The organism is Bradyrhizobium sp. 159 (assembly GCF_023073795.1).
GTDB lineage: Bacteria > Pseudomonadota > Alphaproteobacteria > Rhizobiales > Xanthobacteraceae > Bradyrhizobium.
Window position 1 is genome coordinate 20,838 of record NZ_JADPKE010000090.1, and the last position, 13,097, is coordinate 33,934.

Genomic DNA, 13,097 nt, shown 5'->3' on the forward strand with positions numbered 1-13,097 from the left:
TTTGTCATTTCTGCGCCACCATTTGCCGGCGGGCCGATGGGCAGTCCTACGCCTGCTTGTAATATTTCACAATATGTTTTAGGGATGTCACAAGCAAGGCGCCAGCTCGCAGCGAGAGCGCGGGTTGAGGGAGGACGACATGGCACGGCGCAAGCGCGCGCTCGAGGTGGTGAGAAACGACGATAGCGGCGAGGGCAGGCCCTCCCGGCGCAACCGCCTCAACTTCTGCGAGCTGGCCTATCAGAGGATCGAGGAGCTCCTCGTCCACTGCGAGCTCAAGCCGGGCCAGTTCATGACCATGCTGGAATTACAGCAGATCACCGGCTTCGGCCGCACGCCGGTGCACCACGCCGTCAATCGTCTCTCAGCCGACACGCTCATCATCATTCGTCCACGGCACGGCCTGCACATCGCCCCGATCGATCTGGCGCGTGAGCGCATGCTGCTGGGCTTACGCCGCGACATGGAGCGCTTCGTGATCCGTCTCGCGGCCGATCGCGCCAGCCTGTCGCATCGCAATCAGGCGCTGCACATCGAGCGCCTGCTGCGCGAGCGCCGCGCCAGCCTGACCCTCGACGAATTCAACAGCATCGACCGTCGGATCGACGCGCTGGTGCTGGAGGCCGCGGGCGAGCCGTTCCTGGTGCACACGCTGCGGCCGCTGCACACGCTGTACCGGCGCATCGGCTACATCCACCACCGCTTCATGCCGGGACAGACCGAGCTGTCGGGCACGATCGATTGCCATCTCGCCGTTCTCGCTGCGGTCGCCAATCGCCGCGTCGAGGATGCGGTGAAAGCGAGCGATGCCCTGATCGATTACATGGATGCGATATTCACCGGCATGGAGGCGGGGATCGATCCGCGCCTGCTCGATTGCAGCATCGAGCCGCTGCTCGGCGCGTGAGAAAGTTTGAAGGAAGGAACACACATGTCGACGATGGCGATGCCACAACCGAGCGCGAGCGAGGCCGCGGTGCGCTACCTCATCACGAACTACAGTCCCAAAGGCAACAAGGTCGGCTGGCTGATGATGGCCTCGATCCTGGTCGAGGCCTGGGATCTGTATTCGATCGCCTTCGTGCTGATCTTCATCAAGGAGCAGTACAATCCCGATCCGCTGATGCTGGGCCTCGCCGCAGCCGGCACCCAAGGCGGCGCCCTGATCGGCGCGCTGCTCGGCGGCTGGCTATCCGACAAGATCGGCCGCCGCGTCATGTTCCTGGTGACGATGGTGATGTTCATCGTGCTGGCATTGGCGCAGGCGTTCGTGCCCAACGTTGCCTGGCTCGTCGTGATCCGCTTCCTGCTCGGCATCCCGCTCGGCTCGGACATTTCGACCGGCTACACCTACATCATGGAATCCATGGCCAAGGGTGAGCGCGAGGTGATGGGCAACAGGTGGCAGTTCATGTTCGCGGTCGGCGAGGTCCTGACCATCGGCGTCATCGTGATCTTCCTGCTGATCGACATGAACCACGAGATGCTGTGGCGCGTCACGCTCGGCCTCGGCGCGGTGCCGGCGCTGATCATCCTGATCATGCGCCACGACGTGCCGGAGACGGCGGTGTGGCTGGTGCAGAAGGGGCGCTACCGCGAGGCCAAGCAGGTCGCGCGCGAGATGTTCAACGACAATCTCGACATGCTGCCGGACCGGGACGTCGAGGTGCCGAAGGTCTCGACCCGCGCGTTCCTCGCCGATCTCAAGAAGGATCCGATCCGCTGGCGTGCCACCCTATATGGCTGGATCGCCTGTTTCGCGCAGGCGAGCGAGTTCTCGACCTTCGCGTTCTACCTGCCGGTGCTATTCGTCATGGTCGGCGTGTCGAGCGTGCTCGGCAATAATCTGGTGACGATGGGGCTATTCAGCTTCGCCGCTCTGTCGGGGTGGGTCGGGCCGCTGCTGACGCCGAAGATCGGCCATCGCGGCATTGCGATCGCAGGCTTCTCCATCGTGCTGGTGTCACTGCTAGTCGCTGCGTTTGCGCTCTTCACGGACAACAAGATGCTGCTGCCGTTCGCCGCGGCCGGCATGCTCTGGGGCCACTATTGGGACGCGTCGAACTGCATGACCATCCCGACCATGGTCGCCCGGCCGCGATACCGCGGCACCGCCAGCGGCTTCGCCTATATGTTCGTGAAGCTGCCGTCGTTCCTGGCGATCTTCCTGTTCCCATCGCTGTTCGCGGCGATCGGGCAAGCCAATGCCACCCTGTTCGTCGCAATCTTCCCGGTGATCGGATTGCTGGCTGCGATCTTCATCCTGCCGGAGGTCTACGGCTACGAGAACGACTGACGAAGCACGACCTGGTCGCGGCGTCATCGCCGCGATCGGGCCGGACGGTCACGGGCTCAGAAGACCGGATCGATCCCACCTCACGGCCGAGCAGGCCGATCGTCTGCCGCAGCGTCGCCGGCCGCATTGATCTACCGCAAATAGCTCGCACCTGATTTCGAAAGCTGCGTCTGGCCTTCCTTACCAGATTGCCGCCGCCAACGCCGCGATCAGTGCGGGCGGTGTCACCAGCAGACCAAGCTTGAGGAACGGCCAGGCGCCGACCTCGATCTTCTCGCGCCGGAGCGCAACCAGCCAGAGGATGGTGGCGAGCGAGCCGGTCACCGACAGATTGGGGCCGAGGTCGACGCCGATCAGGATGGCGCTGACAACGGGCGCGGGCAGATGATCGCTGGCGGCGACGGAGCCGGCGACAAGGCCGACCGGAAGATTGTTGGCGATGTTGTCGGCGAGCGCGGTGGCAATGCCGACGCTCCAGGCGGCCTGCGGGACGGATTGCGCCACCGCTTGGTGCAGCAGCGCGCTGAGCTGCGCGATCACGCCGGTCTTCACCAGCGCCTCCACCATGACAAAGAGCCCGCCGACCAGCGGCAGCACGCTCCAGGAGACGCCGCGCAGCACGGGCATAGGCGATTGACGGTTGATCAACAGCACGGCGGCCGCCGTCGCGGTCCCGCAGACGAACGTCGGCAAACCCAATTGCAGATCGAGCGCAGAGGCCCATATCAGCACGATGCCGATGGCGCCGATGCCATAGGCGGTCAATCGGCCGCCACGGCCGAGTTTCGGTTGAGGGACACTCGTTTCGATCGTTTCCTCCTTCAACTCGCGGTGCAGCGCAAGGCGCAATGCGACATAGGTGAAGCCGATCGAGGCGAGCGACGGCAGCGTGAACTGACGCAGCCACGCTCCAAGATGCGGCATGTGCTTGCCGAAGACCACGAGATTGGCCGGATTGGAAATCGGCAGCACGAAGCTCGCGGCATTGGCAATGAAGGCGCAGACGAACAGATAGGGCAGCGGCTTGGCGCCGGCCGCGCGAGTGGCGGCGTAAACGGCCGGCGTCAGCACGATCGCGGTGGCGTCGTTCGAGAGCAGCACCGTCACCAGCGTGCCGACGAGATAGATCAACAGGAACAGCCGCTGCGGAGAGCCGCGTGCATGCTCGACGGCAAAGGCGGCCAGATAGTCGAACAGGCCTTCGAGCCGTGCCAGCTCGGCGATCAGCATCATGCCGATCAGGAACAGATAGACGTCGACACCCTTCTCGATGCCGGTGAGCGCATCCTGCCCCGGCAGGAAGCCGAGGAGCACGAGAGCGGCGGCACCGATCGCTGCCCAGATCGCCTCGGGCAGGCGAAAAGGGCGGATGATGACGCCTGCGGTCGCAGCGACGATGATGCTCCAGGCCCAGATGGCGTCAGACGGCACGTTTCAGTCCTCAAGGTGAACCAGATCTATTCGGCAGCGATAGCCGATGCGGACGCAGCTGTCTTCCCCCGCGCGCACAGATCGCCGTCTGCGATTTGCCGCGTCTGCGGTAGCGCGAAGAAGCAGATCACGGCGCCGATCGCCGCCACAGCGCCAAGCGAGATGAACGCTGCATGGTAACCCGCGCCGACCACGACCAGGCCTGCCAGTGTCGTCGATAGTGCAGCTCCAATGCTCTGAGCGGTGATGACCGCGCCCTGCGCGACGTTGAAGCGGCCGGTGTTGCGCATGAGGTCGGCGACGATAACCGGAAAGATCGCGCCGAAAATGCCGGCACCAACACCGTCCAGAAGCTGCACACCGACCAGCCAGAACGGATTGTCCGAGAGCGTATAGAGGATGCCGCGGATCGGCAGGATCAGCAGCGCGGCGAGGAAGAAGCGCTTGTGGCCCCAGCGGTCGGCTTTGGCGCCGACCAGCATCGCGAACGGTACCATCACGACTTGCGCGGCGACGATGCAGGCCGACATCAGACTGGTGCCCATGTTCTTGTCCTGCAGCGCGAGCTTCTGGCCGACCAGAGGCAGCATGGCCGCGTTCGAGAGGTGAAACAGCACGACGCAGAGCGCGAAGACGAGCAGGGGGCGGCAGGTCAGGAGCACGCCGAGGCCCGAGGGGTGGTCGGGCAGATTGTTCGCGTGAGCGTGGTGCAGGCCGCGAGCAAGATCGTGGTCAATGGCTCGTTCGGGGATCGCGACAATGCTGGCGAGGCTCGCAATCGCCATGGCGCCGAGCAGGTAAAACACGACGGTCGGGCCGAACCAATAGGCGAGGACGCCTGCCAGACCCGCAGCGACAGCGTTGCCGGCATGGTTGAAGGTCTCGTTACGGCCGATCCGCCGGGTAAAAGCGGCATGGCCGAAGATGCCGAGCGAGACGGCGGCGATTGCAGGCGGAAAGATGACAGCGGCGGCCTGGGCAATCCCCTGCGAGATCGCGACTGGCCCGAAGTTCGGAAACAACGGCAGCGATAGCGAGGCAAGGGTCACCATAATGGCGGCTATCACCATCGCGAGCCGCTTCCTCGGCGTTGCATCGACCAGCGCACCTGCCGGCGTCTGCGCTACGATGCCGGCGATCGTTGCAATCGACATCACGAGCCCAATGCGCGCCTCGTCCCAGCGCTGCTCGGTGAGGAGATAGAGGGCGAGGTAGGGCCCGAGCCCGTCGCGCACGTCGGCGAGGAAGAAATTGGCCGCATCGAGCGCGCGGCCGGCGTGCCTCGCTTGATCGGAGTTTGCGCTCGACATCGGATCTCTCGGCCGAGGCTCAAGGTGGCCCCGGCAGCAACCTTCGTGTTGCCGGCCTGGTTCCGCGGATCACGCCGGGCTCCTCAAAACTTGACCGCGAGCAGCACCGCGCCGCCGCCGATCATGGCAATGCCAAGCCAGCCCTGAGCCGTCGGGCGCTCGCCGAGAAAAGCGAAGGCGAACAGCGCGACCAAGACGACGCTGAGCTTATCGATCGGCGCGACCAGCGTTGCGGGCCCGAGCTTCAGCGCTCGGAAATAGCACAGCCAGGACGCGCCGGTCGCAAGCCCCGAGAGCACCAGGAATAACCAGGTTCTCGACGAGACCGCTGAGGGCATGGCGAACTGGCCGGTGCAGAGCAGCAGCACCGATGATGCGAGCAGGACCACGATGGTGCGGATACAAGTGGCGAGGTCCGGATTGATATTCTCGACGCCGACCTTGGCAAAGATCGCGGTCAGCGCGGCAAAGCAGGCGGAGAGGATCGCCCAGGTCTGCCAGGCGGAGAGGAGCGCGGGTTTCATCAGGGTCTTTACGTGTGGCGGCTGATCATCGTTGTGCGGGCAATTGCAGCCTAACACTCAAATGTCGTCTCGGCGAAGGCCGCGACCCACAAGCACGAAAAGGTGTTTGGCGAAGAGCGACGATGCGTGTGCCACAAGGGAAATCACGCGATATGGATCCCGGCTTTCGCCCGGACGCCGAAAGAGGTTCACCGTGCCATCGACAGCTTCTCCGTGATCGCCTTGCGCAGGATGCGCGAGAGCGATTCCACCGAATACGGCTTCTGGATCAGCTCGAAGCCGCGATGGGCGTTCTCGGCGAGCACGTTGCTGTAGCCAGAGGTGAGCACGACCGGCAGACCCGGATACTGCTCGCGGATGACGCCGGCGAGCTCGACGCCGTTCATGCCGGGCATGATGACGTCGGAGAAGACGAGGTCCACGGCGAATTCGTTCTCGTCGAGGATGGTCAGCGCCGCATTGGCGTTGGCGACGCGGCGGACGACGTAGCCGAGATCCTCCAGCAACTCGGTGGAGAAGCGGCCGACTTCGTCGTCGTCTTCGACCACGAGGACGCGATAGCCGCGCCCGGTGGCCGCCGCCTCATAGGTCAGTGCCGCTGCTTCCTTGTCCGTTACAGGGCTCTGCGCCCGCGGCAGATAGATGGTGAAGGTCGCGCCTTTGCCTTGCGCGCTCGTCACCGCGATGTCGCCCCCGGATTGTTTTGCGAAGCCGAAGGCTTGGCTGAGCCCGAGTCCCGTGCCCTTGCCAACCTCCTTGGTGGTGAAGAAGGGCTCGAATATCGAGTCGAGATGTTCCGGCGCGATGCCGCGACCGGTGTCGCTGACCGAGATGGCGATGTAGTCGCCGCCGCGCGGCGATTGTGCGCGCAGGCTCGGAATGCCCTCGACCTTGCGCACCGCGATGATGAGGCGGCCTTCGCCATCCATGGCGTCGCGGGCGTTGACGGCGAGGTTGATCAACGCGGTCTCGAACTGGGCGATGTCGGCCAGGGTGAAGCAGCGGGTATCGTCAATCTCGACCGCGATGTCGATGCGGCCCCCGACCAGCGGCCGGATCAGTTGCGCGATGCTCTCGACCTGGCTGCCGACATCGAAGATCTGCGGCTTGAGCGGCTGCCGCCGCGCGAATGCCAGCAGCTGCGCCGTCAGCTTGGAGGCGCGCTCGACCGTCTCGGAAATGGCGTCGACATAGCGGCGGCGGCGCTCCTCCGGCAGCTCGCGGCGGCGCAGGAAGTCGGTCGCCGAACGGATGATGGTGAGGAGATTGTTGAAATCGTGCGCGACGCCGCCGGTAAGCTGACCGATCGCCTCCATCTTCTGCGACTGCCTTAGCGCTTCCTCGCCGCGCCGGCGCTCGGTGATGTCGACGGCCTCTGGCACGGCACCGGTGATGTTGCCGTGGCGATCGAGCACCGGACGCATGCCGAAGTCGAAATCGCGCTCGCCGACGGGAAGGTGCAGGCGCATCTCGAGCCGCACGGCTTCGCCCCTGAGCACCCTGTCGAAGGCCTCTCGCACGGCAGCACTCATGCCGCTCGTGCCGGTGAACCAGGGCGTCTCCCACAACGGCTTTCCGATCACGTCCGAGGAATTCGCCTTGATGCCGGCGAGCGCGGTCTTGTTGGCGTAAAGCAATTCGCCCCTGAGATTGACGAGGCCCTGATATTGGTTACTGGTCTCCAGGATCGCACGCAGCCGCGCCTCGTTGGCTTCGAGCTCGGCGGTACGCTGGGCGATGCGCTCTTCCAGAGTCTCGTTGAGCTGCCGGAGCTCGATCTCGGCCTGCTTGGCCGCGGTGATGTCGTGGGCGACGCCGATGAAGCCGATATGCTTGCCGGTCGGATCCCAGCGCGGCTGCGATTCCGAGCGCAGCCAGCGCCATTCGCCCTTGGCGTTCTTGTAGCGCGCTTCCAGCACGAACGGCTTTAGCGAAGCTTCGCCCTGGACGGATTGCTGAAGCACGTGCGGCAGGTCGTCCGGATGCAGCACCTTGCGCCAGTCGAAATCGATGGCCTGATCGTAGGGCAGGCCGACGAAATCGACATAGGCCTGGTTGGCGAAGGACCGCTTGCGGTCGAGCTTGGTCACCCAGATCGGCACCGGCGCGCTGTCGGCAATCAGCCGAAAGCGCTCCTCGCTCTCGCGCAGCGTCTCGCGCGCGAGCATCTGGTCGGTGATGTCGATATGGGCGCCGACGAGCCGAATGGCGCGGCCGTCCCTGTCGCGCTCGATCTTGGCGACGACCCGGATCCAGCGGGTCTCGCCGTCGCTGGGACGGATGATGCGGTATTCGGCAGTGTAGTCTTGGCTCGTTCCGGCGAGAGCCTCGAAGAAATGGCTGACGGTCGCGTCGCGGTCCTCGGGATGGATGCGGTTGACCCAGTCCTCGTGCGTCTCGTCCGTGGCCTCCGGGGGCAGCCCGTGGATCATCAGATATTCGGGCGACCGGCGGTTCTTGAACCCTTCGCGGAAGTCGACCTCGACGCCTCCGACCTTGCCGATACGCTGGATGCGTGCGAGCTCGGCCTCGCGCTCCTGAAGCGCGCGGTAGGCGTTGTCGCGCTCGCGCGCGACGTCTTCGAGGTGCTGGCGCAGCCTTTCGGCAGCGAGGGTCTCGGGCAAAGGATCGGTCAAGGCGTCGGCCGTTGTCATGCGGGTGCGCACGTGCCGGACCGATATTCACACAGACGGAGCGTGATGGCCATCGCTTAGACGGGAATATGCAGGTAAGGCGCAGGATGACGCAGGATACGAACGAACGCCTCCGCTGGCTATTTGTTCCTGACGTTGGAACGATGGGCCCTCTGCGCGCCTATCTGCGAGGCGCCACAACTCATTCACAAGCCTTCCTTTCCGAAGAGGCTAAATCTTGAAGCTCTTTGTCTGCCAAGCCTGCGGCAACGTCCTGTATTTCGAGAACCGCGCTTGCGAGCGCTGCGGCCACCGCGTCGCCTTCCTGCCGGAGAAGGAGACGATGTCGGCGATCGAGCCCGACGGCGGGGCCTGGAGGACGCTGGTCGACAAGGCCGAAAGCCGCATGCTGTGCCGTAATGCCGAATACGATTCCTGCAACTGGCTGACGGATACGGGTGACGGCACGGGTTATTGCCGCGCCTGCCGTCACAACGGCATCGTGCCGGATCTGTCGGATCCGGCGCAGCTCGCCGGCTGGCGCGAGCTGGAGGTGGCGAAGCACCGGCTGTTCTATTCCCTGATCCGCTGGAAGCTGCCGCTCCAGACCCGGCAGGACAATCCCGCGCATGGGCTGATCTTCAATTTCCTCGCCGACGATCCGCACAGCGGAGAGAAGATCATGACCGGCCATGACAACGGCCTGATCACGATCGCGCTCACCGAGGCCGACGACCTCGCGCGCGAGCGGCGCAGGCTCGAGATGGGCGAGCCCTACCGGACGCTGCTCGGGCATTTCCGCCACGAGGTCGGGCATTATTTCTGGGACGTGCTGGTGCGCGACGGGGACAAGCTAGACCAATTCCGCGCCATGTTCGGCGACGATTCGGCCGATTACGGCCAGGCCCTGCAGCGTCATTATGCCGAAGGCGCGCCGCCGAACTGGCAGCAGAACTACGTCTCGGCCTATGCGACGATGCATCCGTGGGAGGACTTTGCCGAGACCTGGGCGCACTATCTCCACATCGTCGACACGCTGGAGATGGCCGCCGAGTTCGGCATGGAGGTACGCCCCAAGGTCGACCGCGACGGGGAGCTGACGGCGCGCATCCGTTTCGACCCCTACGAGGCCCGGGATGTGGAAGCGCTGGTCAACGCATGGTTGCCCTTCACCTTCGCCATGAACAGCGTCAACCGCGCCATGGGCCTGCGCGACCTCTATCCCTTCATCCTGTCGCCCGCGGTAGTCGCCAAGCTTGGCTTTGTTCACGGCCTCGTGCGGGACGTGGCCAAGGCCGGGAAGCTGTAGGCGGTGCCAGGGCCAGTCGTCCGTTGCGCAAGCCCATTCCGGTCTTGCGCTGGTACGCCAGAGGGGAGGGATTTAGACCGTTGCCTCCGGCCCATTTTGATGTACCACGGGAGCCACACGGCCCGTTTCCCATAGGCCCCAGCGGCCAGGAAAGGGGTCCCCGCCCAAGGTCGAGACTCAAGAAAAGCATGTTCAAACGCATTCTGATCGCCAATCGCGGCGAAATCGCCTGCCGGGTCATCAAGACTGCCCGCCGGATGGGAATTCAGACCGTTGCGGTCTATTCCGAGGCCGACCGCGATGCCCTCCATGTCGAGATGGCCGATGAGGCCGTGCTGATCGGCCCACCCGCCGCGGCCGAGAGCTATTTGGTGATCGAGAAGATCGTGGACGCCTGCCGCAAGACCGGCGCGGAAGCGGTGCATCCCGGCTACGGCTTCCTGTCCGAGCGCGAGGCGTTTCCGCGCGCGCTGGCGGCGGCCGGCATCGTCTTCATCGGCCCGAACCCCGGCGCGATCGCGGCGATGGGTGACAAGATCGAATCCAAGAAGGCGGCGGCCAAGGCCAAGGTCTCGACCGTGCCGGGCCATCTCGGCGTCATCGAGGACGACAAGCACGCGGTCCGCATTGCCGACGAGATCGGCTATCCCGTCATGATCAAGGCCTCCGCTGGCGGCGGCGGCAAGGGCATGCGCATCGCGCACTCCAAGGCCGAGGTCGCCGAGGGCTTCAACCTCGCCAAGGCCGAGGCCAAGGCCTCGTTCGGCGACGACCGCGTCTTCGTCGAAAAATTCATCGTTGATCCCCGCCATATCGAGATCCAGGTGCTGGGCGACAAGCACGGCAACGTGATCTATCTCGGCGAGCGTGAATGCTCGATCCAGCGCCGCAACCAGAAGGTCATCGAGGAGGCACCGTCGCCGCTGCTGGACGAGGAAACCCGCCGCAAGATGGGCGAGCAGGCGGTCGCGCTGGCGAAAGCCGTGAACTACGATTCCGCCGGCACCGTCGAGTTCGTCGCAGGGCAGGACAAGAGCTTCTACTTCCTGGAGATGAACACGCGCCTCCAGGTCGAGCATCCCGTCACCGAACTCGTGACCGGAATCGATCTCGTCGAGCAGATGATCCGCGTTGCCGCCGGCGAGAAGCTCGCCATTGCGCAGAAGGACGTCACGCTGACCGGCTGGGCGGTTGAATCGCGCCTCTATGCCGAAGATCCGTTCCGCAACTTCCTGCCTTCGATCGGGCGCCTGGTGAAATATCGCCCGCCGGCGGAAGCCAGCCAGGATGGTATCACCGTGCGTAACGACACCGGCGTCCAGGAGGGCGGCGAGATCTCGATCCATTACGATCCGATGATCGCCAAGCTGGTGACCCATGCCCCCTCGCGCGCGGCCGCGATCGAGGCGCAGGCGACAGCGCTGGATTCCTTCTATGTCGACGGTATCAGGCACAACATTCCGTTCCTGTCCGCGCTGATGCACCATCCGCGCTGGCGCGAGGGACGGCTCTCCACCGGCTTCATCGCCGAGGAGTTTCCCAAGGGCTTTGCGGTGCGCGTGCCCGAAGGCGAGGTCGCGCGGCGGATCGCTGCGGTCGGCGCCGCCATCGATCACGTGCTCGGCGAGCGCAAGCGGCAGATCTCGGGCCAGATGGGCGGCCGCATCGTGCAGCGCGAGCGCCGCCGCGCAGTCTGGCTCGATCGCCAGGAGATCCTGCTGGAGGTTGCGCGCGAGGGCGAAGCAATCACGGTGCGTTTCGTCGATGCGGACGGCAAGGCCGGCAATGCGCATCTGCTGCAATCGCCGTGGAAGCCCGGCGATCCGGTCTGGCAGGGCACCATCGATGGACAGTTCGTCGCGCTGCAGGCCCGCCCGATTGCCAACGGCATTCGTCTCGCGCATCAGGGCGTCGAGGTGCCCGTCTATGTCTGGACCGAGGCTGAAGCGGCCTCGGCCCGGCTGATGCCAGTGACAACGGCTTCGGACACCGGCAAGAAGCTGCTCTGTCCGATGCCGGGCCTCGTGGTCTCGATCGCCGTGAACGAGGGGCAGGAGGTCAAGGCCGGCGAGACGCTCGCCGTCGTCGAAGCCATGAAGATGCAGAACGTGCTGCGCGCCGAGCAGGACGGCACTGTGAAGAAGATCCACGCCAGCGCCGGCGCGACCCTCGCGGTGGACGCGCTGATTTTGGAGTTTGCGTGAAGCGCGCCGGAGCGCAACGCCAGACGCTCCTCAGGATGAGGAATGGAGAGTGAGGCAACCATGGCCTTTCGTTCCCGCCGCGAGAAACTGCGATCGATCCTGTCGGGCTCGGCTTGCGTCCATCCCGGCTCGGTCTACGACGCTATCTCGATCCGCATTGCCGAGGACCTCGGTTTTCCGCTCGGCATGTTCGGCGGTTCGGTGGCCTCGCTCGCCGTGCTCGGCGATCCCGACGTCACGCTGATCACGCTGAGCGAGCTTGCCGAGCAGATGCGGCGGATGTCGCGCGCCTCCGCGCTTCCCGTCCTCGTCGATGCCGATCACGGCTATGGCAACGCGCTGAACGTGCGCCGTACGGTGCAGGAGCTGGAGACGGCGGGGGCTGCCGGCCTCACCATCGAGGACACGCTGCTGCCCGCGGCGTTCGGCGAGGCGAACACGCAACTGATCCCGCTCGAGGAAGGCGTCGGCAAGATGAAGGCGGCGCTCGACGGCCGCAGCGATCCCTCGCTCGTCATCATGGGGCGCACGGGAGCTGCCTCGATCACGTCCATCGAAGATGCGATCCGGCGCGCCATGGCCTATGAAGCCACCGGCGTGGACGCGCTGTTCTTCACCGGCATCAGGTCGCACGCGGAACTCGCGGCCATCGCATCCGCCACGCACCTGCCGCTCGTGCTCGGCGGCGCGCCGGAGGAATTGAACGCTACCGACTATCTCGAGAGCCAACGCGTGCGCATCGCGCTGCAGGGCCATGCGCCGATCGCGGCTGCAACGCAGGCAGTGTACGAGACTCAGAAGGCATTGCGTGAGGGCACGGCACCGAAAGCGCTGAAGGGATTGCCCACATCGGAACTGACCAGCCGCGTCATGCGCGAGGCCGATGTGAAGGCGCGCAGCGCCGATTATCTTGGACCGAGAAAATGACGCGGGCGATCCTCCAGGTCGTGATCCGCGGCCGCGTCCAGGGCGTCGGCTACCGCGCCTGGGTCGAATCCCAGGCGGCTGCATGCGGTCTCGAAGGCTGGGTCCGCAACCGCCGTGACGGCAGCGTCGAAGCGCTGTTCGCGGGCACGCCCAAGCACGTCGCCGACATGGTCGCGCTGTGCCGCCACGGCCCGCCGTCCTCGCGCGTCGACAGCGTCACCAGCGAGACTGCGGGTGCCGAGGAGCTGAACCTGCGCCGGGCAGGGGAGGCGTTTTCGGTGTTACCGACGGCGTAGGTGTGCTCCCGCTCTCCGGTTGCGGCAAGCTATCGCATGTTGAGAGCGTTTCCCTGCGGCCATCCTTCGAGACGCCAGCTTAGGCGGGCTCCTCAGGATGAGGATGGAATGCGCGGCAGCAGTTTCAACGAGCACCGAAGCCGATTAGCCTCATCCTGGAGGAGACT

Annotated in this window: 10 protein-coding genes; 6 read left to right on the top strand and 4 right to left on the bottom strand. The window is 65.1% G+C overall.

The features are described from left to right. The first annotated feature begins 139 nt into the window (after nt 1–139). Both IVA96_RS27905 and IVA96_RS27910 read left to right on the top strand, forming a co-directional pair. Nucleotides 140–907, top strand: coding sequence for a GntR family transcriptional regulator (locus IVA96_RS27905; RefSeq protein ID WP_247420525.1), 768 nt, complete (start codon nt 140–142; stop codon nt 905–907). 24 nt (nt 908–931) lie between these two features. Continuing rightward, the gene (locus IVA96_RS27910; RefSeq protein WP_247275705.1) at nt 932–2,296 is read left to right on the top strand and encodes an MFS transporter; all 1,365 of its coding nucleotides are present in this window, start codon (nt 932–934) and stop codon (nt 2,294–2,296) included. Nucleotides 2,297–2,476: 180 nt separating this feature from the next. On the opposite strand, the gene IVA96_RS27915 is transcribed toward IVA96_RS27910, so the two are convergent. The 4 genes from IVA96_RS27915 to IVA96_RS27930 all read right to left on the bottom strand — a co-directional run bounded on the left by IVA96_RS27915 (nt 2,477) and on the right by IVA96_RS27930 (nt 8,227). Further along, nucleotides 2,477–3,727 carry an arsenic transporter gene (locus IVA96_RS27915; protein WP_247420528.1) on the bottom strand — a complete coding sequence of 417 codons (1,251 nt, stop codon included), beginning with the start codon at nt 3,725–3,727 and terminating at the stop codon, nt 2,477–2,479. Nucleotides 3,728–3,753: 26 nt separating this feature from the next. Next, a complete protein-coding gene (locus IVA96_RS27920) occupies nt 3,754–5,037 on the bottom strand; it encodes an MFS transporter (RefSeq protein ID WP_247420530.1) in 1,284 nt (427 codons plus the stop codon). An 83-nt stretch (nt 5,038–5,120) separates the two neighbouring features. After that, entirely contained in the window at nt 5,121–5,561 is a 441-nt protein-coding gene (locus IVA96_RS27925; protein ID WP_247420532.1) for an EamA family transporter, read from the bottom strand. Between the two features lie 188 nt (nt 5,562–5,749). Further along, the gene (locus IVA96_RS27930) at nt 5,750–8,227 is read right to left on the bottom strand and encodes a PAS domain S-box protein (RefSeq protein WP_247420534.1); all 2,478 of its coding nucleotides are present in this window, start codon (nt 8,225–8,227) and stop codon (nt 5,750–5,752) included. A 205-nt stretch (nt 8,228–8,432) separates the two neighbouring features. Between IVA96_RS27930 and IVA96_RS27935 the strand changes: the two genes are divergently transcribed. The 4 genes from IVA96_RS27935 to IVA96_RS27950 all read left to right on the top strand — a co-directional run bounded on the left by IVA96_RS27935 (nt 8,433) and on the right by IVA96_RS27950 (nt 12,930). After that, nucleotides 8,433–9,503, top strand: a complete 1,071-nt coding sequence (locus IVA96_RS27935) for a putative zinc-binding peptidase (RefSeq protein ID WP_247420537.1) — start codon at nt 8,433–8,435, stop codon at nt 9,501–9,503. Nucleotides 9,504–9,691: 188 nt separating this feature from the next. Further along, nucleotides 9,692–11,707: an acetyl/propionyl/methylcrotonyl-CoA carboxylase subunit alpha gene (locus IVA96_RS27940; RefSeq protein ID WP_247420539.1), complete on the top strand. Its 2,016-nt coding sequence runs from the start codon at nt 9,692–9,694 to the stop codon at nt 11,705–11,707. A gap of 60 nt (nt 11,708–11,767) precedes the next feature. Beyond that, nucleotides 11,768–12,634: an isocitrate lyase/PEP mutase family protein gene (locus tag IVA96_RS27945; RefSeq protein WP_247420542.1), complete on the top strand. Its 867-nt coding sequence runs from the start codon at nt 11,768–11,770 to the stop codon at nt 12,632–12,634. After that, nucleotides 12,631–12,930 (top strand): acylphosphatase, encoded by a 300-nt coding sequence (locus IVA96_RS27950; protein WP_247275713.1) that lies wholly within the window; start codon nt 12,631–12,633, stop codon nt 12,928–12,930. The genes IVA96_RS27945 and IVA96_RS27950 overlap by 4 nt, the downstream gene beginning before the upstream one ends. The last annotated feature ends 167 nt before the right edge of the window (nt 12,931–13,097 follow it).

Coding starts and splice junctions, on each gene's coding strand:
- IVA96_RS27905 (WP_247420525.1), top strand. CDS start 140: ATGGCACGGCGCAAGCGCGCGCTCGAGGTGGTGAGAAACGACGATAGC.
- IVA96_RS27910 (WP_247275705.1), top strand. CDS start 932: ATGTCGACGATGGCGATGCCACAACCGAGCGCGAGCGAGGCCGCGGTG.
- IVA96_RS27920 (WP_247420530.1), bottom strand. CDS start 5,037: ATGTCGAGCGCAAACTCCGATCAAGCGAGGCACGCCGGCCGCGCGCTC.
- IVA96_RS27925 (WP_247420532.1), bottom strand. CDS start 5,561: ATGAAACCCGCGCTCCTCTCCGCCTGGCAGACCTGGGCGATCCTCTCC.
- IVA96_RS27940 (WP_247420539.1), top strand. CDS start 9,692: ATGTTCAAACGCATTCTGATCGCCAATCGCGGCGAAATCGCCTGCCGG.
- IVA96_RS27945 (WP_247420542.1), top strand. CDS start 11,768: ATGGCCTTTCGTTCCCGCCGCGAGAAACTGCGATCGATCCTGTCGGGC.
- IVA96_RS27950 (WP_247275713.1), top strand. CDS start 12,631: ATGACGCGGGCGATCCTCCAGGTCGTGATCCGCGGCCGCGTCCAGGGC.